General features: G+C 53.8%; 26 protein-coding genes. 20 read left to right on the top strand and 6 right to left on the bottom strand.

The window, feature by feature from the left end:
• The first annotated feature begins 110 nt into the window (after nucleotides 1-110).
• The 3 genes from KVT34_RS13195 (at nucleotide 111) to KVT34_RS13185 (ending at nucleotide 3,413) form a co-directional block, all read left to right on the top strand.
• Nucleotides 111-803, top strand: coding sequence for a response regulator transcription factor (locus KVT34_RS13195; RefSeq protein WP_217559304.1), 693 nt, complete (start codon nucleotides 111-113; stop codon nucleotides 801-803).
• Complete coding sequence (locus tag KVT34_RS13190) at nucleotides 800-1,930, top strand: sensor histidine kinase (RefSeq protein WP_217559147.1); 1,131 nt, start codon at nucleotides 800-802, stop codon at nucleotides 1,928-1,930. The genes KVT34_RS13195 and KVT34_RS13190 overlap by 4 nt, the downstream gene beginning before the upstream one ends.
• A 115-nt stretch (nucleotides 1,931-2,045) precedes the next feature.
• Nucleotides 2,046-3,413, top strand: coding sequence for a cell wall-binding repeat-containing protein (locus KVT34_RS13185; RefSeq protein ID WP_217559146.1), 1,368 nt, complete (start codon nucleotides 2,046-2,048; stop codon nucleotides 3,411-3,413).
• Nucleotides 3,414-3,509: 96 nt separating this feature from the next.
• Here KVT34_RS13185 and KVT34_RS13180 read toward each other — a convergent pair whose 3' ends face one another.
• Genes KVT34_RS13180 through KVT34_RS13170 form a run of 3 tightly spaced genes read right to left on the bottom strand, consistent with a single transcriptional unit; the run spans nucleotide 3,510 to nucleotide 7,267 of the window.
• Nucleotides 3,510-4,643, bottom strand: a complete 1,134-nt coding sequence (locus KVT34_RS13180) for a Ger(x)C family spore germination protein (RefSeq protein ID WP_217559145.1) — start codon at nucleotides 4,641-4,643, stop codon at nucleotides 3,510-3,512.
• Nucleotides 4,640-5,755, bottom strand: a complete 1,116-nt coding sequence (locus KVT34_RS13175) for a GerAB/ArcD/ProY family transporter (protein ID WP_217559142.1) — start codon at nucleotides 5,753-5,755, stop codon at nucleotides 4,640-4,642. Before KVT34_RS13175 ends, KVT34_RS13180 begins: the two co-directional genes overlap by 4 nt.
• Nucleotides 5,756-5,764: 9 nt before the next feature.
• Nucleotides 5,765-7,267: a spore germination protein gene (locus tag KVT34_RS13170; RefSeq protein WP_217559141.1), complete on the bottom strand. Its 1,503-nt coding sequence runs from the start codon at nucleotides 7,265-7,267 to the stop codon at nucleotides 5,765-5,767.
• Nucleotides 7,268-7,659: 392 nt separating this feature from the next.
• On the opposite strand from KVT34_RS13170, the gene KVT34_RS13165 reads away from it, so the two are divergent.
• The 9 genes from KVT34_RS13165 (at nucleotide 7,660) to KVT34_RS13125 (ending at nucleotide 12,984) form a co-directional block, all read left to right on the top strand.
• A complete protein-coding gene (locus KVT34_RS13165) occupies nucleotides 7,660-7,920 on the top strand; it encodes a YqkE family protein (RefSeq protein WP_009672917.1) in 261 nt (86 codons plus the stop codon).
• Nucleotides 7,921-8,073: 153 nt separating this feature from the next.
• A complete protein-coding gene (locus KVT34_RS13160) occupies nucleotides 8,074-8,403 on the top strand; it encodes an ArsR/SmtB family transcription factor (protein WP_217559140.1) in 330 nt (109 codons plus the stop codon).
• A 178-nt stretch (nucleotides 8,404-8,581) separates the two neighbouring features.
• Entirely contained in the window at nucleotides 8,582-8,953 is a 372-nt protein-coding gene (locus tag KVT34_RS13155; RefSeq protein ID WP_217559137.1) for a MerR family transcriptional regulator, read from the top strand.
• Entirely contained in the window at nucleotides 8,950-9,270 is a 321-nt protein-coding gene (locus tag KVT34_RS13150) for a thioredoxin family protein (RefSeq protein WP_217559136.1), read from the top strand. Before KVT34_RS13155 ends, KVT34_RS13150 begins: the two co-directional genes overlap by 4 nt.
• 109 nt (nucleotides 9,271-9,379) lie before the next feature.
• Nucleotides 9,380-9,718 carry a protein YmzB gene (ymzB, locus tag KVT34_RS13145; protein WP_217559135.1) on the top strand — a complete coding sequence of 113 codons (339 nt, stop codon included), beginning with the start codon at nucleotides 9,380-9,382 and terminating at the stop codon, nucleotides 9,716-9,718.
• Nucleotides 9,719-10,089: 371 nt separating this feature from the next.
• Nucleotides 10,090-10,770 carry a Na-translocating system protein MpsC family protein gene (locus KVT34_RS13140; RefSeq protein ID WP_254634805.1) on the top strand — a complete coding sequence of 227 codons (681 nt, stop codon included), beginning with the start codon at nucleotides 10,090-10,092 and terminating at the stop codon, nucleotides 10,768-10,770.
• Between the two features lie 125 nt (nucleotides 10,771-10,895).
• Nucleotides 10,896-11,579: a response regulator gene (locus KVT34_RS13135; protein WP_254634804.1), complete on the top strand. Its 684-nt coding sequence runs from the start codon at nucleotides 10,896-10,898 to the stop codon at nucleotides 11,577-11,579.
• Nucleotides 11,580-11,823: 244 nt separating this feature from the next.
• Nucleotides 11,824-12,336, top strand: coding sequence for an acyl-CoA thioesterase (locus tag KVT34_RS13130; RefSeq protein ID WP_217559134.1), 513 nt, complete (start codon nucleotides 11,824-11,826; stop codon nucleotides 12,334-12,336).
• A 174-nt stretch (nucleotides 12,337-12,510) separates the two neighbouring features.
• The gene (locus KVT34_RS13125; RefSeq protein WP_254634803.1) at nucleotides 12,511-12,984 is read left to right on the top strand and encodes a hypothetical protein; all 474 of its coding nucleotides are present in this window, start codon (nucleotides 12,511-12,513) and stop codon (nucleotides 12,982-12,984) included.
• 185 nt (nucleotides 12,985-13,169) lie between these two features.
• Here the strand turns inward: KVT34_RS13125 and KVT34_RS13120 are convergent, their stop codons facing one another.
• Nucleotides 13,170-13,910, bottom strand: a complete 741-nt coding sequence (locus KVT34_RS13120) for a YwaF family protein (RefSeq protein ID WP_217559130.1) — start codon at nucleotides 13,908-13,910, stop codon at nucleotides 13,170-13,172.
• A 140-nt stretch (nucleotides 13,911-14,050) separates the two neighbouring features.
• On the opposite strand from KVT34_RS13120, the gene KVT34_RS13115 reads away from it, so the two are divergent.
• Nucleotides 14,051-14,272, top strand: a complete 222-nt coding sequence (locus tag KVT34_RS13115; RefSeq protein WP_217559128.1) for a hypothetical protein — start codon at nucleotides 14,051-14,053, stop codon at nucleotides 14,270-14,272.
• Between the two features lie 263 nt (nucleotides 14,273-14,535).
• The gene (locus KVT34_RS13110) at nucleotides 14,536-15,003 is read left to right on the top strand and encodes a hypothetical protein (protein ID WP_254634802.1); all 468 of its coding nucleotides are present in this window, start codon (nucleotides 14,536-14,538) and stop codon (nucleotides 15,001-15,003) included.
• 42 nt (nucleotides 15,004-15,045) lie between these two features.
• Here KVT34_RS13110 and KVT34_RS13105 read toward each other — a convergent pair whose 3' ends face one another.
• Nucleotides 15,046-15,261, bottom strand: coding sequence for a hypothetical protein (locus tag KVT34_RS13105; protein WP_042227202.1), 216 nt, complete (start codon nucleotides 15,259-15,261; stop codon nucleotides 15,046-15,048).
• A gap of 199 nt (nucleotides 15,262-15,460) precedes the next feature.
• Between KVT34_RS13105 and KVT34_RS13100 the strand changes: the two genes are divergently transcribed.
• The 3 genes from KVT34_RS13100 to KVT34_RS13090 all read left to right on the top strand — a co-directional run bounded on the left by KVT34_RS13100 (nucleotide 15,461) and on the right by KVT34_RS13090 (nucleotide 18,723).
• Nucleotides 15,461-16,363 (top strand): hypothetical protein, encoded by a 903-nt coding sequence (locus KVT34_RS13100; RefSeq protein WP_217559124.1) that lies wholly within the window; start codon nucleotides 15,461-15,463, stop codon nucleotides 16,361-16,363.
• Between the two features lie 123 nt (nucleotides 16,364-16,486).
• Nucleotides 16,487-18,106: a glycosyl hydrolase family 18 protein gene (locus tag KVT34_RS13095; RefSeq protein ID WP_217559122.1), complete on the top strand. Its 1,620-nt coding sequence runs from the start codon at nucleotides 16,487-16,489 to the stop codon at nucleotides 18,104-18,106.
• 38 nt (nucleotides 18,107-18,144) lie between these two features.
• Nucleotides 18,145-18,723 carry a M15 family metallopeptidase gene (locus tag KVT34_RS13090; RefSeq protein WP_483311438.1) on the top strand — a complete coding sequence of 193 codons (579 nt, stop codon included), beginning with the start codon at nucleotides 18,145-18,147 and terminating at the stop codon, nucleotides 18,721-18,723.
• 58 nt (nucleotides 18,724-18,781) lie between these two features.
• On the opposite strand, the gene KVT34_RS13085 is transcribed toward KVT34_RS13090, so the two are convergent.
• Nucleotides 18,782-20,434: a sensor domain-containing diguanylate cyclase gene (locus tag KVT34_RS13085; RefSeq protein WP_217559119.1), complete on the bottom strand. Its 1,653-nt coding sequence runs from the start codon at nucleotides 20,432-20,434 to the stop codon at nucleotides 18,782-18,784.
• 237 nt (nucleotides 20,435-20,671) lie between these two features.
• Here KVT34_RS13085 and KVT34_RS13080 point away from each other — a divergent pair, with 237 nt between their 5' ends.
• The 3 genes from KVT34_RS13080 (at nucleotide 20,672) to KVT34_RS13070 (ending at nucleotide 22,920) form a co-directional block, all read left to right on the top strand.
• On the top strand, nucleotides 20,672-21,028 hold the full coding sequence (locus KVT34_RS13080) for a GIY-YIG nuclease family protein (RefSeq protein WP_217559116.1): 357 nt from the start codon (nucleotides 20,672-20,674) through the stop codon (nucleotides 21,026-21,028).
• Nucleotides 21,029-21,163: 135 nt separating this feature from the next.
• Entirely contained in the window at nucleotides 21,164-22,681 is a 1,518-nt protein-coding gene (locus KVT34_RS13075; protein ID WP_217559115.1) for a xylulokinase, read from the top strand.
• Between the two features lie 17 nt (nucleotides 22,682-22,698).
• A complete protein-coding gene (locus KVT34_RS13070) occupies nucleotides 22,699-22,920 on the top strand; it encodes a hypothetical protein (protein WP_009672673.1) in 222 nt (73 codons plus the stop codon).
• The last annotated feature ends 66 nt before the right edge of the window (nucleotides 22,921-22,986 follow it).

Below are 22,986 nucleotides of genomic sequence, written 5' to 3'. Positions count from 1 at the left end.
TCCGCTATTTTTCACGGACCATCTACATCGTTTCTACATATTGTGCCGGTAAAGTAAAATAGGGCCCGACCGGGCCTAATCCGGCAATGCCAAGTAAAGGGGGAATCTGCCTGAAAACGATTCTGGTCGTGGATGACGAAGATAAAATCAGGGAAGTTATCGTGTCTTATTTGCAAAAAGAAGGCTTTCGTACCGCCGAAGCGGGCAGCGGCCAAGAAGCGCTGCGAACGGTCCGGCAGGGAGGCGTCGACCTGCTCGTTCTGGATCTGATGCTGCCGGATATGGACGGGGAACAGGTATGCAGGGAAATCCGGCGGTCCGATGCGATACCCGTTCTCATGCTCACGGCCAAAGCTTCCAAGACGAATCAGATCCACGGTCTGTCGCTCGGAGCCGACGATTACTTGACGAAACCGTTCGATCCGAGGGAGCTTGTGGCACGTGTGAGAGCCGTTCTGCGGCGTTCGGACGACAGCCAGCTGCTGGCGGACCGCGTTTCTTTTCGGAACGGGCATCTGGAGATCGACTCATTGAGGCAGGTTGTTTTTTGCCAAGGGGAACGGGTCAGTCTGACGCCTATCGAGTACAAACTTTTGGTAGCGCTTGCGCGTTATCCCAAAAGAAGCTTTACACGGGACGAGCTTGTCGATAAAATTATGGGTTTCGCCTATGACGGGGACGTCCGGACTATTGATCAGCATGTGAAGAACATTCGTCAGAAAATCGAAAAGGATCCGAAAAATCCCGTCTATATCCAGACGGTTTACGGATCGGGATACCGTTTCTCCGGTGAGCTTATATGAAGAAAAAGCTGCATGTCCGGCTTGCTGTGATGATCGTCGCGATGGCTACGGGAATTCTGATCATCTCGACGGCGACCATCCTCATCAGCACGCATTATCATATCACGATGTACATGAACCAGGCCGATGGTGCGATGCACGATATGCCCCGGCTTAATACGCATCTGGAACAGGCCATCATGCAGTCGGTGCTCTGGACGTTCCTCGGTTCGATCGTGCTTGCCGCCTGCATGGGTTATTTCGTAGCGAAGCGGGTATCGGCTCCCCTGGTGGAAATGAAGGCCGTGGCCGAGAAAATGACCGGAGGCCAGCTGGACAGCCGCACCGCCGTGGGCGGAGACGACGAGCTGGCGGAGCTCGGGCGGTCCATAAACGAGCTGGCGGACCAATTGCAAAGGCTGGAGAAGATTCGCGTGACGATGACCGAGGATATCGCCCATGAGCTCCGCACGCCTCTGGCGACTTTGAAAAGTCACATGAGGGCGCTGGAGGACGGCATCTGGGAGCCGACACCGGAGCGCATCCATTCGTGTTACGAAGAGATCGTCCGTCTGGCCGATCTCATTAACGAACTGGAAGAGCTCAATGAGCTGGACTCGCCGGTATTCCGGCTCACCCGGACGAAGGTGCCGCTGGACATCGTGATGGAGAAGGTCAAGGCATTCATGTCCGCCGCCTTCCTGGAAAAACGGGTCCGCTTCACCGTCGACGCTTCCCGGAACGTGTACCTCGATGCCGATCCCGACCGTCTCACGCAAATTCTCGTCAATTTGCTCGGCAATGCCTTGACCTACACGCCTCCTGACGGAGAAGTGTCGCTCAAAGGCAGGCGTGCGGGAGACAAGGTGCTCATAACCGTCAAAGATACCGGCCCGGGTATAAGGGAAAACGATCTGCCGTATATTTTCGAGCGCTTTTACCGGGGCGACAAGTCGCGCAACCGCAGGTCCGGGGGCAGCGGGCTCGGGCTTGCCATCGTCAGCAAGCTGGTGCAGGCGCACGGAGGCGGGATTTCGGCGGCCAATGAAGGGGGAGCGGTTTTCCTGATCACCCTTTCCGCAGCGCAGCCGCCGCCCGCGGCAACAAAGACGCAGATTTTGCGGGAGACGGACTCCGGAGACGAGTAACGGTTTAAAAAATAAACGTTTGACGGAGCTTTACCTACACAGGTTCTACATAATAGATGGGTACACTGATTCATAGTAACCAATTGAGAACTTTTGTGAAGGAGGCATCCGTCAAATGAAAAAATGGATAGGAGTCGGGTTGATCACCTTGGCCGCATCGCTGGCTCTTACGGGCTGCTTGAACGAATCGTCCAAAAATACAGCCGGTGGACCGGCGGCGACTCAGCCTGCAACGGCGGCGGGGAGCGGGGGAGCCGATTCGAAGGCACCCTGGATCGCGTCCAAGAACACGACGCGCATCAATTCGAGCGATCCTTACGAGGCGGCGGTACTTACCTCGCGTACGCTGTGGATGGCCACAAACGACGACAACCGCCCGGGAGGCGTCGTGCTCGTCAATCCCGAGGAATGGCAGACCGCCCTCGCGAGTGCCGATTTGATTCATCATCCGAATAACGGACCGGTTCTTTTCGTTAATAAGGACGGTATTCCGGATGTAACCGTGCGGGAACTGAAACGTCTGCAGCCGGCCGGAGTCGAATCCAACCAGGGCGTGCAGGCCATTCTCGTCGGGAATCTGGACCCTGCAGTGGAAAAACAGGCCAAGGAACTGGGCCTGAAAACGGACAAGATCTCGGCGGACAATCCTGCCGCGGCGGCAAAAGCGATAGACGCCTATTACGCGAAGGTAGCGAAGGAGAATCCGCCTTCCGTTATCGTAGGTTCCAGCGAGAACAAGGAATACACGATGCCTGCCGTCAACTGGATCTCCCATATGCCCGAGCCTCTGCTCTACGTGAGCAAGGATAAGGTTCCCCAAGAGACGATTGACGCTTTAAAAACGAGGGACGGCAAGGCGAACATCTACCTGCTCGGCCCTGACTCCGTCATTTCCTCAGCCGTCGAGAAACAGCTCGGCGAATACGGCAAAGTCGTGCGGATAGCGGGTAAAGACCCCGTCGAGAACAGCATCGCGTTCGCCAAGTACAAGGATCCGGCAACGGGATTCGGCTGGGGAATCACGACGCCGGGCCACAACTTCTCGCTGATCAGCAGAAAGAATCCGGATCTGGCCCTGGCTTCCGCCCCGTTCTCGCATCTCGGCAAGCACGCCCCCCTCATCTGGACGGAGAAGGACAAGCTGCCGGATTCCGTCATGGCGTACCTGATGGCCGTGCAGCCGAAGTACGACAAGTCTCCCGTGGAGGGCCCATTCAACCATGCGTGGCTTACGGGAGACGAGCGTTCGATTTCGGCTTCGGGCCAGGGCGAGATCGACTCTATGCTCGAAATCGTCTCCAAGACAGGCGGGGGACACGGTGGCCACGGCGGCATGTCCGGTATGCCGGCCGCCGGTGACCGGTCAGGGACAACCGGCGGCGATGCGGCTAAAAATACCGGCACCGGCGGCACAGCCGGAACGGGCTCCGGTTCCGCTTCCGGGAAGACCGACATGTCAGGCATGTCTCATGCAGGCCATTAACGGAAGTCGTCCGTCCGCATCAAACGACAAAGAGAACGCCGGCCGGCGTTCTCTTTGTTATGGCAGCGAAATTACAAGGCGTATCCGGCGGCTGTACTATTCCACAACCCCCGTGCGGAGCAGTTCCATGTTTAAATGGACATCGACGGACATGGAAGACATTTTGTCGTACCAATCGCTTTTCGTCAAACTGCTTCCGCGACGCGATTGGCGATAAATCTCTCCGAAGCCGACGGGATCTGTTTTTAGCTCCGTAATTTCAGAAAGCACACTTTCCATTTTCTTTGTGAATTCGTCGGTTACGAGCTTCTCTATCGTGCGCGTCACCTCGGGCTCGGTTAAATTGATTCCGGCGGATATTTCCTCCAGAACAAACTTCAGGTCCATGTTCAGATCATAAGCGGGTTTTTCCGGGTCCGTCAGGCGGATTTTCTGGTTAGTATCGACGATCCGGACTACCGTATGAATGTGCTCCCGCCGGTCCGCGTTATTTTTACTCAAATAAGGCTCCAGCTCCTTCTTGTGGAGCTTAAGTTCGAAGGTGCCGGTCTTGAACCGGTTGCGGATCAGCTTCAGGTAAGCGGCGTCGCTGCTGGACAGCGTGCCGACCATTTTGTCGAATTTGAACAGGGCCACCTTTTCGGTCGAGATCGTTTCCCCCTTGCGGACAAAAACGGGAAGAATGGGATCTTTGCCGGCGGAATAATAATCTCGCAGAAATTCATGAAGCGTGGGTGAAATAATTTGCCCTTCCAGCACATTCTGCTTGATCGTATCATACAGATAGGTTCCGATATTACGGATGTTCCGGTACGGATACTGGAGAATATCGGCGCTTTTCTCGGTACTGATGCCCAAATATATTTTTGTGCCGATGGAAGGATCGCGGATCAGGGAATCGATGAGATCGATCAGACCGTCGCGGGCGATCGCTTCCTCGTACAAGACGACGCGCAGCTGGCCCAGCATCAGCTTTTTGGATGATTTGCGGTTCTGGTCCTCCCGCAGCTTTTTGGTCGTATAAGCCTGGTTGGCCAGAATCGTAACCCGGTGACCGGATTCTTTATCCAGGGCATACATGACGGATGTGCCGCTGAGAATGCCGTCGCGGCCTTTGTCGTAACCAACGGCCACCACGAGACCGATTCTTTCGAAGATCCGCTGTTCGACACATCCCGTCGCGGTAAGAACCGTCACAAGGGCAAGCAGGCAAAGCCGGCGAATTTTCACCGGGAATCACCTCCGTTTTGGGGCTGTGAGACCCGTCTTTTGAAAAGCAAGATCATACTCAGCAGGAGCGGATACACAAAAGCCATGTAGATGCTTATTAGACCGGATATATCGTTCAGCTGCTTAATTTCAAGTCTGCTGCTAAAAAAGATGCAAATCGCAAACAAAACGATGATGACAAGGTAAAGGGAAGGTTTTTCCTTCAGCTTGCTCACTTTCGGAATACCGCGGGAGGCGGACCACACATACAGCATCAAGTTCGGCAAAATTCCGATGAGATAGAGCGAAACCGTAATATATTCGACGCGCTCGATAAAGGGGAATTCCACGATTTTGAGCAACGTCAAAGTCGGCCAAATGGTGTGGATAAGCTGTCCCCCGCTGAAATAGACAAGCGCCGTACACATGTAAATGAAATAAGTAACTATAGTAAACGTAATGGCGAGATGGGCGTATCTCGGCGCTTTTTGTGTATCGCGTATAAAAGGAAAAACAAACATCAGCATTTCAAAACCGATTACCGAGAAGGAGATTTCTTGCGTTCCCTTCAGAAATTCCCACGGAGTATGATTCATGACGGGGAGCAGATATCCCCAATCCGCATATTTTAGGGGATAGTAGTACAGCAGCATCTCCAAGGTTATGATCAGAATACTTATAAATCCGATTCCGACAATCACTCTGATGCCTCCAAGCACACCGTACAACGTGAGGGCAAGAACCATAAAGGCCAGGAATCCGGGAGACATGTCCGGAAAAATCCACGTCTGCACAATTTCCGTATAATTCCGGAGAATCGTCAAAGCGATGAGGAACAGGTAAGCCACATAGAGGAAGGACAAGACACCGCCCAGCCATTTTCCGAAAGCTTCCTTCTGAATGTCAAAGAGATCCTTGCCGGGGTATTTTTTGAGAAAGGTGAACATGGCGAAAACGACAAGATGGCAGAACAGCCCGGCGATCAGGACGGTAATCCATGAATCCTGGCCGACTATTTTGTAAATTTTTCGTTGAAAGCTGGCCCCTCCCACACCTATCTGCGCCGTTGTAATGACAAAGAAAAGCAGATAGGCGCGCAGTGAAATGTGGGGAGATTCCGGATAGCTGTTCATGTCAGTCACCTAGTTTTCTTCTTGGAATTGTTCGAACAAATCTATATTTTGCCGGTTATCCGGGGTTTCGGCGGTGTCCCCTTTCTTTTTCCAACCCTGGAAAGAGAGGATTCTGATAAGGTTGTCCATGAATTTGCCGTAAGGCCGTCGGATAAACAATTCGGTAAATTCGGAGTTGTCAAACGGATAAAACGGCTTCAGGTACGGCGTACCGAGCGACGTGAGCCTCACGAGATGAATGATCAGAAAAGCTATGCCGATGACGATGCCGACCCCGCCCCAGAATCCGGCGATCAAGATCATCGGGAAACGGAGAATCCGGATAGCCGTACCCATCATAAATCCCGGTGAAGTGAAGGAGGCAAGCGCGCCGAGCGCGACAATCATGATGAGCAGATTGCTCGTGAATCCCGCCTGAACGGCGGCTTGCCCGATGACGATACCGCCCACGATGCCCATCGTCTGTCCGACTTTGGTCGGCAGTCTCGCGCCCGCTTCCCGCAGAAGCTCGATGATGAACTCAAGCAGCAGGGCTTCGAATAAAGGCGGGAATGGAACCTTCGACCTGGAGCTTGAAAGAGGATCGAGCAGGGCCGAAGGGATCATTTCGTAATGAAAGGTGAGCGCGGCCACATAAAGGGGAGTCAGCAGCATCGAGAAGAAAACGGCCAGCATCCTCAAGATGAACACGAAAGCGGACATCTGCCAGTGTACGTAACGGTCTTCTTCGGCTTTGAAAAAGTCGATGAAGGTGGAAGGACCGATCAAGGCACGGGGGCTGCCTCCGACGAGCACGATCACTTTGCCTTCGAGCAGCGAGCCGACGGTCCGGTCAGGCCTTTCCGTCAGGAAATACATAGGAAAAATGCTGTCGGGATTGTCTTCGAGCATTTTGGCGAGCATGCCGCTGTCCAGAATGCCGTCCGTCTTGAGATTGGACAGGCGTTTGCGGACCATTTCGGCATAGGCGTTATTGTTGAGTCCCTCCATATAGCACATGATCGTCCGGGTTTTGGTCTGATTACCGATCGTGAACAGTTCGGTTTTGAGCAGCGGATCGTTTATGATGCTGCGGATCAAAGCCATGTTCTGATCGATCGATTCCGCGAAACTGACCTGGGGTCCGAAAATCTGGCTCTCATTCTCGGCAGATGTCAGGCTCCGCCCGGGAATCTGGTCGGCCTGGAGGATCACGCCTCTTTCGTAACCCGCCGGATGAACGTAAACCCAGCCCGCGAGAAGCAGGGAGGGGAGTTCCCCCCATTCGCAGATTTTTTTGCCCGCGCCCACGGGCAGGTATGCCAGAAGCTCATCCGGACCTAAACCTCCGCCGAGCTCCAGCAGCGGATGGAGAATGTCGCGGTGCAGAATATCTTTGTTAGTCATCTGGTGAAGATAAAACAACTCGTAAGACTCCCCGGGTATCCCGATGACTTTGCTTTGGATCTGATTAGTCCCTTGTGAACAATAGGTTTTGAAATCATTAAAGCTGCGGATGGTAAAATCAGTCATTAGGCCGACACGTCCTCCCTCGAGGGCTTGGTCCCCTTAGTATGACCGGAAGCGGCTCTCTTTACTTACATATAGCGGGAAGAAAGGAAAATAGGCATTCGGAGATCGTTTTGCGGGAAGATAAGCTCTCATCGGGTCCCTCTGATATCCCGCAAGGGCCGGCTTACGGGGATAGCCGCGTTATGCACGGAGGGCTGCCACAAGTCCTGCTGCAACCGGCACCGGGCAACCGCAAGGAGTATAAAACACGCCGGGCAGCCCCGCCGGAAATACCGGGTTCCGGTGTGCGGCCGATGCATGACGCCGGGCCTTGTCGGGCCCGCAAGCAGACCCGGAAAGGCTGGAATCCAGACTGCGAACCTGCTATAATGTGGGAACCGAGGTGATGAGTGATGGGGAAAAAGAACAGACCCGCCCCTGCGCCGCGTGCCGCCGATACGGATAAGCCCGCAACGCTTAAGGACCTGCTTAACCCGCAGGTTATCGAGAAGTTGAAGGCCCAATCCGATCAGATGAAGGCGGACGAAGCGAAGCGCCGCGAGGAAGAGCAGCGGAAGGCGGCGGAGGCCCGCAAGGCCGAGCAGAAGAGGCTCGACAACAATTTCGAACATTTGCTGGCCAACAGCGAGATGGATTGGCGCAAATACAAATAAGCAAGCAACCCCAAGCAGTCTGCCCCGGCAGGCTGTTTTGGTTTTTACCGGCTTATCGCTCCCGCTTCATTCGGGAAGAGGCTCAGTTGCTCCTCAAGCGGGTTCCATTATATTATTATGTAAGCATATGCAAATACGGAAGGAGCTTAAAAGGTGGAACGACTGCAAAGCTTGGCCGATACGTTTAAGCTCATGGGGGACAAAACCCGGCTGACGATTCTTGCCCTTCTGCGGGAAGGGGAGCTCTGCGTCTGCGACCTGGTGGACGTGACGGGAATGTCCCAGCCGAGCGTCTCGCAGCATCTGCGGAAGATGAAGGATGCGGGACTGGTGAGCGAGACGAGAAAGGGACAGTGGATCTACTATTCACTGGCGGCCGACAGCAAGGACCTGACTCTGGAGCTGCTCCGCCAAGTCCCTTCGATGAGACACAAAATCGCAGAAATGGAAGAGAAAACGGACGGAAGTGGACGCTGCGGCTGAGCCTGCAAAAGTCTTGCCTTCGCAAGCGGCAGTGGAGGCAGCGATCCGTCACGCTTCGTCTTATTATAAAGCGGCCCGGAATAGAATCCGGGCTTTTTTTGCTGTTGACACTGACATTCATGTGAGGGTTTATAATAGCCTCAGGAACAAATAAAGGCAGAAAGGAGTTTGCCGGAAAATGAAAATCGGAGAACTTTCCGCCCGCACCGGAGTCAGTATCCGTTCCCTCCGCTACTATGAGGAACAAGGGCTGCTTTCGCCGGTCCGCGGGGACAACGGGTACCGGGAATATACTTCCTTCGCCGTAGAGCAGGTGCGGACTATCCAGCTGTACCTCGGGCTCGGCCTCAATACCGAGCAAATTTCCGGATTTCTTCACTGTGTACTGATGAACAATGAAGCCTTCTGTTCCGAAGTGCTTCCGGTTTACAAGCAAAAGCTTTCGGAAATCGAAGAGCAGATCGGGGTGCTGCAGAGCATCAAATCGAATCTGGAAGAAAGAATCCATTATATTTTAAACAACGGAACCAAGGAGGAGAAATTACAATGAGCCTGAAAACCGTCAACGATGCAACGTATCTGGACCATATATCCGATGGAGGCGTGACCGTTATCGATTTTACCGCCGTGTGGTGCCCGCCATGCAAAACGCTTCTTCCTATTCTGGAAGAACTCAGCAATGAATATACCGGCAAAGTGAACTTTCTGAAAGTCGATTGCGACGACTCGCCGGAAGCGGCTTCGGCTTTCGGTGTCATGTCGATGCCTACCGTGCTTGTCCTGCACAGGGGCGAGCCGGTGGAGAAGCTTGTCGGCTTGAGGCCCAAATCCGTCTACCAATCGGTTTTATCCCGCTATATCGGCTGACGGTTCCCCGCTTCGGCGATCCGGAGAATGAAAATGAAAGATTTCGTTCAACTTATACAGAACCGGGGTAAAAGAAGAGAGAGCCTCATTACGAGAAGGAGGGTTACCCATGGCTAACGAGATCCAGCCCGTCACGGACTGGCTAAATTCCAACGCGAACAAGGCAATCCGGATCGCCAAAGAAGAACAGGAAGATATCGACCGGGTCGACCTTCAATTGAGCCGGGTCGAATACCGCGAGTATCAGCCCGATGCTCCGGACGACTATACGAACGGCAGCGCTTTGCTTCTTTACGGGGAAGGAACGGTCCTTAACAATGGCAGCGAAGAAGCTCTTCCCCAAGGAACGTTTGTTATCCCGCTCGAAGGCCTCTCCGTGGCGGATTTAAGCGAAGACAGCGTCGTGCTGAAAACGGAACGCGCCGTCTATTCGCTGACGCTCCAGTAAACAGCCGCATGCCAACCGCATGCGTACGATCGTCAGCCCCCGGTCGGGGGCTATTTTTTTTGCCCGTGGCTTGTTCGGGCCTATAAAGATGAATAAATGGCCGCTGAGCCGCGTCTATTAAAAGGCGTCCAATGGGCTCGGTAAAAGGGAAAGTGCCTTAAAGGACGGAAAGTGGAGCCGCCGTGCAGACCGGGGTTTTTTCTTTTTTTCATAAAAAGTCCGGAACCGGGCAGGATAAGAATTCCTTTATAAAACACGCAAATTGTATTATAATTTCTAATGGATCACTGGACATGAACGCCATTGATTTTTGGGCAGACAAATTTAGGATCCTTGGACGTAGACGCCAACGGTTTAAAGGAAGGTTACTTTTGGAGAAGAAGACTGCACTGAGCCAATTATCAAGCCAGACGGGAAAGATGCTCAGGGAACGTTTTGGCAAAGGACCTGAGTCCATTTTTATCTCGTATAATGAATACGGCATTACTCTACATTTCCGGAATTTCGTAAGTGCAGTTGAAATGATTCTGCTGGATAAGCAGAAAGGCGAAGCCGTCCGCGAAACCCGCCAAATGGTCATGGATGTGCTGCTGCCGGACTTGAAGGAATTCATTACTCAGACCGTGGGTATTGCGATCGAGGAAATCTATTATGACTGGGATTTGGAAGACCACTCGGGCATCATGATCGGCCTGACGAATAAATCCCTCGATGCGGATATACAGGAGAAATACGCCGGATACGAGAAGGTTCATCAACAGGTGAGCGAAGTAACGGCACACGTACAAAAAATTCCCGACCATATTTATTCGTTCTGGACGAATCCGAGAACACTTATTATCGTCAGGGAAGGCTTGCTTATCATGCTGGAAAAAGAGCTGATTAATACGGGGTACGAGAACGCCCTGAGGGTCGCCAAAATATCCCTTGAAAAGAAGCTTTTACTGCATGATGTGGATATGGAACAAGCGATTGGAAGAACGGTGACGGGTTTGTATCTGGACTGGGATTTCGAGAGAGACAGAAGCGTTCTGGTCTATACATTTAAATAAAATCATACGGACTGAATGCCCAGATATCTTACATACGCTGGTCATGAGCCAAGATCTCGCGGAAGCGCGTTTCTTGGCTCTTGCTTTTTATTGAATCCAATCGCCAAAGGAGGAGTCCGGAACTCTTGATACACTTACATGGAATGAGTAAGCAAATACCGTATAATCTGGCAGAGGGCGGCAGGTCGTCCGGCGGAGAGGGAAGTTCCGCTGGACCGAGGGCCGCAAAGCCTAAACCACGTGGATATACGTACACGTCGGAACGAAAAATCAGGCTTCCGGAGAAAATAGCGGTTTCGAAGGAACTGGATCTGACCGGCGCCTATCTGTTGTTTCGCTTCTCGGATTCAGCGGGGCCCGCTTATCCGTCTCTGTCTCTGCTGCCTTCGGCTCCTTCGCGAAGCGATTCCCGGAATGGCGAGGACTTATCCATTCTGATTGTGGAAGACAATCCGATGAACCGGAAGCTCCTACAGACGATTCTGAGAAAGCGGGGGTTCGAACCCGACATCGCGGAGGACGGGGCCGAGGCGGTGGAAGCTTTTGCGCATAAAGCATACGATCTTATCTTTATGGATATCGCGATGCCCAACATGGACGGCCTTGAGGCGGCAAGACGAATCCGTGAGGCGGCCCCCGGTGACAACAGTCCCGTAATCGTGGCCGTGACGGCTTATGCCCGCAAAGAAGACCGGGTGAAGTGCCTGGCGAGCGGGATGCAGGATTATGTCAGCAAGCCGTTTCGGATCGCGGAAATCGAGGACGTGCTGTTGAAATGGATCGGTTATATCAAAGAGTACAGAAATTAAAAGAAGAAGCTGGTTTTCGGTTGGCGAAAATCAGCTTTTTTGTTTGTATGACCCTGCCGGCTGCCGGGACCGGCTATTTTACAGGAGATTGCAGGATGAAACGGGAGATTAGTGGAAAAACTTAAAAGGTGCTTTGACAAACCGTTAAAGAAATTGTTACACTGGGAGTCCGTCAAAATTCAGGGTTATCCCCGCGGAATAGAACCCTTTACCAAATTCTAACTACGAAAGAAGCGTCTGCATAATGGAAAGTAAATTTGTCAAAGAAACAAGATGTATGAAAGTAGCCCGGGTATTCCCTCCCGATGTTAACAACCACAATACGATGTTCGGCGGTAAGCTGATGTCTTATATCGACGATATTGCCTCGATCTCGGCTTCCAAGCTCTGCCGGGTAACGGCTGTTACGGCATCCACGGACTCTGTCGATTTTCTATATCCGATCCGTCCTTCCGATTCGGTTTCCCTCGAGTCCTTCGTCACCTGGACAGGCAGAACGTCCATGGAGGTGTTCGTCAAAGTCATCACGGAAGACCTGGTGACCGGCGAAAGAAAAATCGCGGCGACCTCTTTTCTGACCTTTGTGGGCTTGGACGAGAACAACAAGGCGGTTCCGGTTCCGAGAGTCATCCCCGAAACGGAAGAAGAGAACAAGCTTTACGAAACCGCCGAACACCGGGCGGAAATCCGCAAGGTAAGAAGAGAAGCCAGCAAAACGTTTGCAGACTACCTCTTGACCAAATATCCTTGGGAATAAACGCAAGGCAGGCCGGAAGCTCCGGCAAAAAAACTTCGGTCGCAATGAACCGGAGTTTTTTTTGATTCAATCGGACTGACAGCGGGTAAATAAAGGGTTTATTTCCTTTCCGGGATTCGATATAATAGCTGGTAGGACTAACGAAGATTATCGAGGAAGGGATTGAAGGATCGATTGAAAAATCGGTTGATTGAAGATCGTGTCGCTCGGCTTTTGCACGAATCGAACAGTCAGGTTCAAGTCACGCTGGAGTCGCATTTTCCCGGGGGACGGATGGCCGGCGGAAAGTACAATATGGGCCGTCATCTCATCACCTTATATATAGAAGAAATCAAAGCGCAGTGTATGCAGCTTTACGGATCGCACGACCTGCTGGAGGCGTACGTCGACATCGTCCTCGCCCACGAAATCGGTCATGCCGAGGACGGGGATCTGGACCGCCTGGCGTCCCTGATGGATACGTCGGACAGCGAGCTGGAGCGCAGACGGATCGCGCTTCGCATCGAAGAAAACGCTTGGGCTTACGCCCGCGCGCTGCTGCCGGAAACGAGCAGTCCCATGCTTGACGAGATCGTCCGGGAGTCGCTGCAGGCTTATCACGAAGCGATTGACGAGCTGGAGCTTGAACTCCAGCCGATCGGAGCTTAATGAAAGCCAACCGGTGCGCATATGAAGAAGCGTGGAGGCACGCTAAGCATGATTGGGATTCCTACAAATATAAAACCGGAGATTCCGGTTTATCGGACCCGCAGACCCGTTCCATCCGGAACTGAATCTGCGGGTTTTTTGTTGTGCGGATACGGAAGCGCCGTGGGTAGACGACGGCAGGTAAACTACCGGACATGCGGCAGCCGGGGATTTTTTGGCCGGGCGGAGCGGGGAGCGAACGGAAGATACATGAGCAGGAAAATGACGAGAGCCGCGGCTTCCAGTGACAGAAGGTACCACGGATACGGACCGAGATAGTCGAGCAGGGAAGACGTTTCGGGCTTGCGCGCCAGGAACATGTAGTTGCCCCCGGTCAGGAGGTTAACGGTCCCGACTGCGACCAGCAGCACATTAAGGTAACCCATGGCCAGGAACACGGATTTGAAGGTGGGGCGGAAGCCTTCTACCCAGATCAGATAAAGAACCCCGAGAATAATGGCGATATGAGCGGCAAAAAATTCAAAAAACCGAAAATGCGGGAACGCGTACCAGAGTACCGGCGTCGCAAGCGCCATAAGCGCCCCGCCGATTCCGGTGAAATAAACCACCTGAAACAGGAGCCTGCTTTTGAAAAGCAGCATAAACACACTGAGATAAAGGGAAATGCTGCAAAGTTCAAGCGGAAGGGTGTACCGGACGTCGTAGATTCCCTCCACCGCGTACCACACGTTCAGGCTTGTTTCGCACAACACCAGAATAAGGGCGATGGCGATTCGTCCCCAGAGAGCCCGATTCCCCCGAGTGAACCAGTTCCTTGAACCGTAGAGCGCAAGAATCAGGGCCGCAAAGATCGTTAAAGCCGCCCAGTGCGCTCCCGAATAAGCGGTAAACCCCTCCGCTTCGTTTGCGCCGAAAAAGCGCTCCATTTCTTGAGACCCCTCCTTTAAAAAAACTCATTTTTTCATTATATTAACATATTTGCCTGTGTATCAAAGGTTTTTTTGCGCAATCTCTCTTTCAAACTATCCCGGATTGGTTAAGTAAGAAGAGAGGAGGTGTTCATTAGATGATGAGTAAGAATGAAGAAGCCCGCAAGGCCGACTTTTCCAATGAGACTCCTGAGATAACACCTAAGACACCGCCGGAAATCAAACCGAACGACGTGCCGGAAGTGGCTCCGCGTAAGGTACCCGAAACACCGCCGGCAGTTCCGCCGGAAATCAAGCCGACGGTTCCTCCCGAGATCAGCCCGCAGAGAAATCCGGAGTTTCCGGATCCGAGCCGATAGATTGAGAGGGACGGGGCGGGGAGCTCCGGATACGGAAAATTCCCGGCTTGTCTTTGCCATTTTCCAACAAAAAATTGGAAAATAATCGCCGAGGGTTTGACAAACATCTCGGCCCACAAGATCTATAATCACATTCATGCGCGTAATCGCACATATCCAAGCGGGTTCCGTCATAGGTATCTTGTAGAGTGTTTTCAAAGAGTAGATCCTCTATGACAGGCAAACGCTAATTGACATGCACAGAAGGAGAAGATTAAGTGTTTATGGAGAGAAGAGAAGAACCCGTGATTTTGTTCCAGGCTTCACTGTCTTTAGTCGTGTCCGCAGCCAATAAAACGCAGGCTGCCGAAACGGCCGCTTTCCTGTTAAACAGGGAAAGCATTGATCTTAGCCCCGTTCAGATGGTCAACGAGCAGGGGGAGAAAGCCGAATTCCCGATGGAATCCGTAGAAGCGGTCGAGTGGACGCGAGTCGAGGATATCCGCGAAGGAGGCCGTTTCAAAGTGTACGGCACGATTAGGCTGAAGCTGAGAACAGGCAGCCCGGAAAATTACGCGTCCGTGATTCAAGCAGGCTTGTCCGGTTATCATCTTCCGCGCTCGGTCATCCACGATCACACGGTATGGGTCATCCCAACAAACTGCGGTCCGGCGTTCGCCTGTGTGCTGGATGAGAAAACGTCCTGGAAACCGGCCGTCCAAGAACCCGCCATGCTGGTTGCGGTCGGTTAAAGATAAAGACTGTCTCCCGGGAGACAGTCTTGTTTTATGTCTTTATCTTTTTCTCATTTCGAAAAACTCGCAGCCGAGACGGTCGTGATAAGTCAGCTCGCTGACCCGGGTCTGCACCACCACCATGGAATCGTCGAAACGGGTAATGACGGCTCCGGTGTCTATAATATGATCGTTCTTGAACACGCGGACCGGCGATTGACGGTCCATTGCTTCTTTAAAATCCTGGTCGGTCGTTAAACGGCGGTTCTGGGCCATGGGCAGCTCTCCTTGATCTTTAAGCGCGTTCTTGGTATAGGTCTTTACCCGATCTATGTTACCATACATGCCGGGAGGAGTCAGGTCTTTACCGTTAAAAGGGTATCGCCGGATGCTGGTAGATTACTGGAAGTTGCCTCTCGCCACCCCCATATCTTCAACGCGCTACGAAAGGTAAAGGAGAAGGGGGATTGGAAGGATGGAAAAAAAACGGTGTTTATTCTGCGATCAAATCGTGCCGATCGGCCGTGAGGACGGGTACGATTTATATACAGGATGCTATTGCTCGCCCGATGGCTCCTACGGACTTCACCGGGACAGCTATGACCCTTACAGTGTTTTGTCTTATCAGACCAAACATCTCATGTTTCCCGTCATATCCGCCTACATCCGGGAGCTTACGGACTGCGGAGAGACGGTTCGCCTTACCATTGACGATCTGGAAGCAATCCGGAACTCGCCACGCGTCCCGGTTACGATAGAAGACAAAGGCATACGGCTTCTGCAATTTTTTTACCGGCACAGCGGAGGCCCGGACGAAGCGGTCGTGCTGCAGCAGCTTCCGAAGAGCTACAACTTAACGTATTCGCCTAACCTGCAGGAGCTGATCTATATCATCGAGAAGTTGAAGGAAGAGCGGCTTCTCGAACGCATGGGCTCTAGCTTCAAGCTGACGGCGCAGGGCTGGAAAACGGCCGAAGAAAGTCTGGGCGGCAAACGCCTTAAGCCCTGCTTCGTCCTGCTTCCAGAAGACGTGGAGACCCGGCACCAGTGGACGGAGAAAGTGTTGCCGGTCATTGAGCAGTGCGGCTACGACCCGCGTACGTCGGAGAAAACCCCGAGGGAAAAGGAAGCGGACTACAACCTTCGGATGATCGCGGACAGCAAGCTTCTCATTGCGGACTTGGGCGCCCAAGGGCCGGAAGTGTTTCTGGCGGGCGGATATGCGCTCGGGCGCAATATCCCGGTCATCTGGACGTCCAGACGGGCCGGGGATGAGACGACCGCATCTCCTTCCGAGAAAATCCGGCCTTTCGTCTGGGAGACGGCGGAGGAACTCGCGTCTATTTTGAGGCAGCGGCTTACGAGCGAAGTGTTTTAAGGAAAGGTTTAAGGGACGGCCATCCGGGAGGATGGCTTTTTTCATGTGCCGTCCGGGAACGGAGACCGTAACTTTTCGTCATTTTCTGCGTCCAATACAACGTAAACATGGGGAGGGCACATAATGAACAATAAAAAATGGATGGCGGCAGTCGTTTTAGGCTGTATGCTTACAGGTTCAGCCACGGCGAATGCCTATGAATCGAGATTGAAACCGTTCGGAGACGTGCCGGAGAGCGTCTGGTCCGCCGAACATATTTATACGCTTGCGGCCGTACAGGCGCTGGACGGCTATCAGGACGGCGGGTTTCATCCGCTTGCGGCCATGTCTCGCGAGGAATTTATCAAGCTGCTCGTCACGGCGGCGAAAACCGGATATGATGCGGGTCATCCCGTCGCCCTTACGGACGTCGGCCGGGACCGCTGGTCCTATCCGATGATCGGCGCCGCTCTTCAGCGCGGCTGGATCAAAGCGATGGTGGACAGCGGAGGAGCTTTCCATCCGGCAGCACCGATCCGCAGGGAAGAGGTAGCTTACGCGATGGGAAGCCTGCTCCTGGACAAGCTGAGCGAAGCGGAACGCGCAAGCTGGCTGGGGAGCGGCTGGAAACAGGAGCAGAGCAGCCGGGCTTTCGCGGACGCGGCGGGAGTCGACGAGGCGCTGAAGCCTTACGTCTATTACGCGGTGAACCGCGGAATGCTGGAAGGCAGCGAGAACGGCCTTGAGCCGGACAAGCAGCTCAGCCGCCAGGAAGCGGCTGCGGTCATCAACCGGCTGCTGCATAAGGAAGCCGGGAACAAGCAGCTGGAGGTGACGGGGTTTTATGCCGTGCAGTCGTACAACAGCCTCGGCAAAATGCCTCTTCTGGACCGCGTTGCCCTTGGCTGGTGGCACCTGAATTACGAAGGCGCCGGCTCCGCGAAGCTCGGTTCGGCAGACGACCCGTTCAAGTTCAACCGGCCGGACGGCTGGGAAGAAGTGACGGCTGCCGCAAGTTCCAGCCACGTTTCCAAGGATTTGATGGTATTTGCCAACAAATCGCACCGCGTGGAAGAGTTTCTGGGGGATGTCGCAGCGCGCAAGGCGTTTACGGCAGCGCTGACGGAAACTCTTTCAGATCCGAAGTACGGCTTCACCGGGGTTTGCATCGACTTTGAAGATTTGTACGGAGCGGGCAAGAAAGCGGAGTTTGCTGCATTCCTGAGCGAAGTTAAGGAAGCGGCGAAAGGCAAAACACTCACCGTAACGGTGCCTCCAACCTATTATTTCGAAGGCTACGATCTTCCGTCCATAGGTAAGACGGCGGATACGGTCATTCTCATGGCGTACGATTTTCTGTACAAGCCGGACCGGCTCCCGTCCGCACCGCTTCCGCTGGTGGCCGAAGCCGTGAGGGATACGATTAAAGCAGGCGTTCCGGCGGAGAAGCTGGTTCTGGGCATCAGCAAGAAAACGGACCAGTTTATCGATCAGGGCGGAACGACTACCTACGCCTCGCCGGCGAGTTCGGCCGTGGAAGAGCGTCTGAAGAAACCCGGAGTCAAATCGACCTTATCCGTTCCTTATCTGCTCGGGCATATCCGGTACACGGATGGAGGCGCGCATGAATTGTTTTACGAGGATTCCGACAGTGTGGACCGCAAAATCTGGCTGGCGCGCTATTACGGCTTAAAAGGGGTTTCCCTATGGTATATGGGCCAGTTCACGAATAGCGATTGGCAGCGGATCGACGCAGTGAAGTGAGAAATGACGGAGCTTTGAAATATAGACAAAAGCCGGGAATGTCCGCGAAAAAGCGGTTGTTCAGGGCCGCATTCGCCGTTATGGCCGCCGTATTGTCCGCGATCATGCTGATTCAGCTCGTGATGACCAAATCGGACGAGAAAAATCTCGAGAAGCTCGGATTGGACAGCGCCCGGTTGTTGAGCGGGCTGGACCCGGGAGTCGCCCGGAAAATGGACGAGCTGCTGGCCAAAACGGCGGCTATCGGCATTAAGGTCGTCATTACGGACGATTTCCGCAGCATGGAGGAACAGGACAAGCTGTACAGTCAGGGGCGTACAAGCGAAGGAAAAATCGTGACGCATGCCAAGGCGGGCGAGTCTTATCACAACTACGGCCTGGCGATCGACTTTGCCCTGAAAACGAAATCCGGCAAAATCATTTGGGATATGAATGCCGACTTGAACGGCGACGGCCGCAAAGACTGGATGCAGGTCGTCGCGATTGCCAAGGAGCTCGGTTTCGAATGGGGCGGGGATTGGACTAATTTCCCCGACTATCCCCATCTCCAGCTCAGCTACGGTTTAAGCATCGCCGAGCTTCAGCGCGGCACGAAGACGGCCCGTTCGGGCTCTTAACGGGGAAAAAGGCGGTTTTACGGGACGGTACCCCGGAAAACCGCCTTTTGGTATGCAGTTACGCGTTCTCCCGGGAATCGGGGCTGAACGTCATGCGGTTTTTCCCGCTGCGCTTGGACATATACAGAGCCTGGTCGGCAAGGCGCATCGTTTCGATCGGGTCTTCATGATGAAGCGGCCATACCGCAGCGCCTATACTGCAGCCGATTCTTAACGCTTGTTGGTCCACGAGAAACGGCTCGTTCATTCTCTCCAAAATGCTCCCTGCCAGACGAATGGCGGCGGGATCGGGAGCGGAAGCGCCCGTCGGAAGGACGATGACAAACTCGTCTCCGCCCACCCGTGTAATGATGCTGTCCGTACTCATTCCTTGTGTGAGCCTGAGGGCGGTCTGTTGGAGAAGCTTGTCTCCGAATAGATGTCCCAGCGAATCGTTTACTTTTTTGAACCCGTCGAGATCCAGATAAAGAAACGTCAGTGTCGTCCCGTTCTCTTTCGCCTGCCACATCGCCTGCTCCAGATAAGCGTCCAAGGCGATCCGGTTCGGCAGTCCCGTCAGCTTGTCGTGAAGAGCGAGATCGGACATCTGGTCCAGAGCATGCTCGGTTTTCGTCAAGTTGTCGACGAGATTGCGCAGCGAATCCGATAAGATGCGGATCTCCCGAATAAACGTGAAAGCGGGAAATGAGGCAGACTCGCCTTTCCGGAGCCGGTCCGCGGAGCGGGTAATTTTTTGCAAGGGACTGACGATCCAGCCTGCGAGAAATGCGGCAAGCACCGCAAATACGAGGGACAGGATAATACCGGCTGCGGTTATGTACGTTTTCAGTTCGCGAACGGACGTAAACGCGACGTCGGCGGGTTCCCTTACGAGAACGGACCAGCCCAGCCCGGGGTAATCCAGATAGCCTTTCCCGTACGCGTAGCCGCTCAAATAGGTATGCCTGTCCGGATACGTTTCCGTCAGCCAGCCGTTGCCTCCTGCCTGAGCTTTGCGGATGCCGGCCGTGTCCAGCGGACGATACAGCAATTCTTTCGGTCCGAGGAGGACCGTATTTTCTTTTTTACTCACAATGAGCACTTCGAGTTGTTTCATTTTGTCTTTAAGCGGCTGCAAAAGCGTGGCTTCGACTTCCCGGGACCACTCCCAGCTGAGATGGGCGGCGAGTACGCCGGTAAGCTGACCCTGCTTGTTGTAGACCGGCGTGCTGATGTCGACGAACTGAAGCGGCTCGCCCGAAGGATTGGGCAGAAGCTTGGCAAGCAGGACAGCTTCGTGGACGTCCCCGATAAACCGCCCTTTCCTCCCTTCGGTGAAAACGGGTCGGGAGGCGATGTTGGTTCCCGTCAAAATGCCGTCCGTCGAAGCGGTCACTTTTCCTTCGGGATCGATAAAAGCGACCCAGGTGTAGGAGGGAAAGCTTTTTTTCAATTGTTCGAGCAAACTGCGAAGCTCATTGGCGTCGCCAGGACCAGGGGCTTCCCGGTTAGAAATCAGTTCGCTCAGGACGTCGATTTCACCGGCGCGCGACCACATAAAATGGTCCAGTTTATCCGCCATTTGATAAGCGACCTGAGAGAGCGAGATGCCGATGGATTCTTCGACTTGACGGGTCGTTTTGTTGCCGATCACCGTACTCAGCACCCCTGTCAGAAGGCAGATAACCAAGGCGGATACGAGGGCAAACGTAGTACGTAAACTGAGCGACATTCAAGCGTTCTCCTTGTTCATGCAAATCCGGTTCCCAGACCCAAAAAATGCAATCGGGAACAACCTTATTTATATCGACAACTTCGGACAGCTTGTTTAGAGGGGGCGGACAGGGATAAGGGGATGGACATAAGCAGAAGAAATGCTCATTGACTTGACATCAAACATTGATTTACAATATCTAATATAACACAAACGAAACTTTATATTGTTTAGTTTATGAAAGAGGAGAGAGCGATGGACAGAAGGGCAGAGCTGGTTCGGCAGTTTAAAGAGATGGAGACGGAAGCAGGGGTCTATCAAATCCGCAATACGACGAACGACAAGATTTTTGTGGAAAGTTCCCCTAATTTCAAAAATATAAACGGGCGGACTTTTGAACTCAACATAGGCTCCCATCTGAACAAGGAGCTTCAGAAAGATTGGACGGAGCTGGGTGAAGAGAAGTTTGTCTTTGAAATCCTGGAAATCGTCGAGAAGAAAAAAACCGGCTACTTCGACCTGAAGGACACGTTGAAAAAGATGGAGCGGAAGTGGCTGGACCGTCTTCAGCCGTACGGCGACAAAGGGTACAACAAGCCGCCTAGAGCGTAAACAAGCGGCCCGAAAGCCGAAGTTAAGAGGCGATGCCGTCCGGACGGGGCGGCACGTCTCTTTTTTCTTTGTAGGCGGAGTCCCGATGTTGGTATAATGGGTGAAAAGATTTCAGGAGCCGGGGGAACCAGAATCATGACATACATAGCCTCCTTTGATATCGGCACGACCCACGTAAAAGGAATTCTCGTCAACAGGGACGGAGAATTGTTTCACGAACAGAACGTTTCCCTGACCTGCCGTCAGGAGCCGCCCTTTATCGAGCAGGAGCCCGAGCAATGGTTTAAAGCGGTAGGCACGATTGTAAGCGAGTGGTTCCGGGTCGGAATCGGTGCCGGGCAAATCAGTCTCGTCTCGTTCAGCGGGCAAATGCAGGACTGTATCCCGGTAGATGAGCAGGGGCGCGCTGTCCGTCCGGCCATCCTGTACTCGGACAGCCGCGCGGGAGCAGAAGCCCGGATGATCCGCGATGAAATCGGGGAAGAAGAAATTTTCCGCAGCGCGGGCAATCGGATGGACGGAACGTTGACGTTCCCTAAGCTGCTTTGGCTGAAAACGCATGAAGCGGACAACTGCGCGCGTACAAGCCGCTATCTTATTTCTTCGAAGGATTACGTTATTGCGCGCCTGACCGGGGCTTTCGTTACGGATCCGACCTCCGCGGCGACCGCAGGATGCATGGATATCAGGCGGCGGGAGTGGAGAGAGGACTGGCTCGTACGGATGGGACTGCCCGCAGGTAAGCTGCCGGACATTCTCACTTCCGGGGAGACGGCCGGACGGGTGCACGCGGAAGGCAGCCGGCTTACGGGTCTGGACGAGGGAACGCCCGTTCTGTGCGGCATCGGGGACGCGGGAGCCGCTACGCTTGGAGCCGGTGTTTACGAGCCCGGCGAAGTGTACGCCTATATCGGAACGACCGGATGGATAGCGGGCGTATCCGGCGAGGTGGCGAACCCGGCGTCGGGCCTGTTCAACCTCGCTTACGGGGAGCTCGGCCGCTACATCCATGTCGCTCCGCTGACGAACGCCGGCAACGCCCATCGTTGGGCCGCCGAAGTGTTCGCGCCGGAAGCGGCCGGAACGGACGGCCGCGGGATGTACGAGGCGGCTGAACGCCTCGTGGAAGCGTCCGACCGTGGCAGGAACAAGATCCTATTCCTGCCCTACCTGAACGGGGAAAGATGTCCCGTTCAGGATGAGGAGGCGTCGGGCTGCTTCATCGGCCTGCGTCCTTCCACGACGAAAGCCGATATGGCGGCCGCCGTGCTGGAAGGCGTCGCTTTCGCGATGAAGCAGGTCATGGAGCTGCGCGGGGCGCCCGAAGGGGCAGCTTCTCTGACCTTAATCGGAGGAGGGGCGAGAAGCCGCCAGTGGTGCCGGATCCTGGCCGATGTGTTCGGGACGGAAGTATCCGTGCCCTCTGAATCGCAGTTTCTGCCGTGCCTGGGTGCAGCGGCGCTCGGATTTCCCGGCTTGGGCTGGGCAAGTAGCTATGACCGGTTATGTGAGCTTTTTAAAATAAGACGAAAATGCGAAACGTTTAATCCGGATGCGGAGAAAAGAGCACATTACGAATCCAAATATGCACGCTATTTGGAATTGTATCCTGCGCTTGCTCCGGTTTTCCGGCAGGCGGCGACGGAAGCTTAACGAGATGGGAGATTGACATGGAGCACTATCAGACGCTAATCGGAGTGGTTCTGGAGAAGTTGAGCCAGTCTCATCAAGAACTGAAATTTAATCTGGACGGGTTGAACAGCGTGCTGGCCAACCATACCGCGGAAGAAATCGCAGCCGCTCCCGAGCTGCTGACGATACGCGAGCTTAGGGACGTGTATGCGGACATTGTCGCTGCGGCGGAAAAGCGTTTCCCGGGCTTGAAGGGATAGCCGTTTTAGCCCAGCGGCAAACGCCAAATAAACCGGATCGTGAAGTTTACGATCCGGTTTATTTGC

Source organism: Paenibacillus sp. GbtcB18, from assembly GCF_019091125.1.
GTDB lineage: Bacteria > Bacillota > Bacilli > Paenibacillales > NBRC-103111 > Paenibacillus_F > Paenibacillus_F chitinolyticus.
This window is presented reverse-complemented; position numbering and strand designations above follow the sequence as displayed.

Coding starts and splice junctions, on each gene's coding strand:
- KVT34_RS13130 (WP_217559134.1), top strand. CDS start 11,824: ATGGAAAGTAAATTTGTCAAAGAAACAAGATGTATGAAAGTAGCCCGG.
- KVT34_RS13090 (WP_483311438.1), top strand. CDS start 18,145: ATGTCCGCGAAAAAGCGGTTGTTCAGGGCCGCATTCGCCGTTATGGCC.
- KVT34_RS13165 (WP_009672917.1), top strand. CDS start 7,660: ATGGGGAAAAAGAACAGACCCGCCCCTGCGCCGCGTGCCGCCGATACG.
- KVT34_RS13190 (WP_217559147.1), top strand. CDS start 800: ATGAAGAAAAAGCTGCATGTCCGGCTTGCTGTGATGATCGTCGCGATG.
- KVT34_RS13100 (WP_217559124.1), top strand. CDS start 15,461: ATGGAAAAAAAACGGTGTTTATTCTGCGATCAAATCGTGCCGATCGGC.
- KVT34_RS13150 (WP_217559136.1), top strand. CDS start 8,950: ATGAGCCTGAAAACCGTCAACGATGCAACGTATCTGGACCATATATCC.
- KVT34_RS13110 (WP_254634802.1), top strand. CDS start 14,536: ATGGAGAGAAGAGAAGAACCCGTGATTTTGTTCCAGGCTTCACTGTCT.
- KVT34_RS13170 (WP_217559141.1), bottom strand. CDS start 7,267: ATGACTGATTTTACCATCCGCAGCTTTAATGATTTCAAAACCTATTGT.
- KVT34_RS13175 (WP_217559142.1), bottom strand. CDS start 5,755: ATGAACAGCTATCCGGAATCTCCCCACATTTCACTGCGCGCCTATCTG.
- ymzB (WP_217559135.1), top strand. CDS start 9,380: ATGGCTAACGAGATCCAGCCCGTCACGGACTGGCTAAATTCCAACGCG.
- KVT34_RS13115 (WP_217559128.1), top strand. CDS start 14,051: ATGATGAGTAAGAATGAAGAAGCCCGCAAGGCCGACTTTTCCAATGAG.
- KVT34_RS13085 (WP_217559119.1), bottom strand. CDS start 20,434: ATGTCGCTCAGTTTACGTACTACGTTTGCCCTCGTATCCGCCTTGGTT.
- KVT34_RS13155 (WP_217559137.1), top strand. CDS start 8,582: ATGAAAATCGGAGAACTTTCCGCCCGCACCGGAGTCAGTATCCGTTCC.
- KVT34_RS13075 (WP_217559115.1), top strand. CDS start 21,164: ATGACATACATAGCCTCCTTTGATATCGGCACGACCCACGTAAAAGGA.
- KVT34_RS13185 (WP_217559146.1), top strand. CDS start 2,046: ATGAAAAAATGGATAGGAGTCGGGTTGATCACCTTGGCCGCATCGCTG.
- KVT34_RS13080 (WP_217559116.1), top strand. CDS start 20,672: ATGGACAGAAGGGCAGAGCTGGTTCGGCAGTTTAAAGAGATGGAGACG.
- KVT34_RS13120 (WP_217559130.1), bottom strand. CDS start 13,910: ATGGAGCGCTTTTTCGGCGCAAACGAAGCGGAGGGGTTTACCGCTTAT.
- KVT34_RS13070 (WP_009672673.1), top strand. CDS start 22,699: ATGGAGCACTATCAGACGCTAATCGGAGTGGTTCTGGAGAAGTTGAGC.
- KVT34_RS13105 (WP_042227202.1), bottom strand. CDS start 15,261: ATGGCCCAGAACCGCCGTTTAACGACCGACCAGGATTTTAAAGAAGCA.
- KVT34_RS13095 (WP_217559122.1), top strand. CDS start 16,487: ATGAACAATAAAAAATGGATGGCGGCAGTCGTTTTAGGCTGTATGCTT.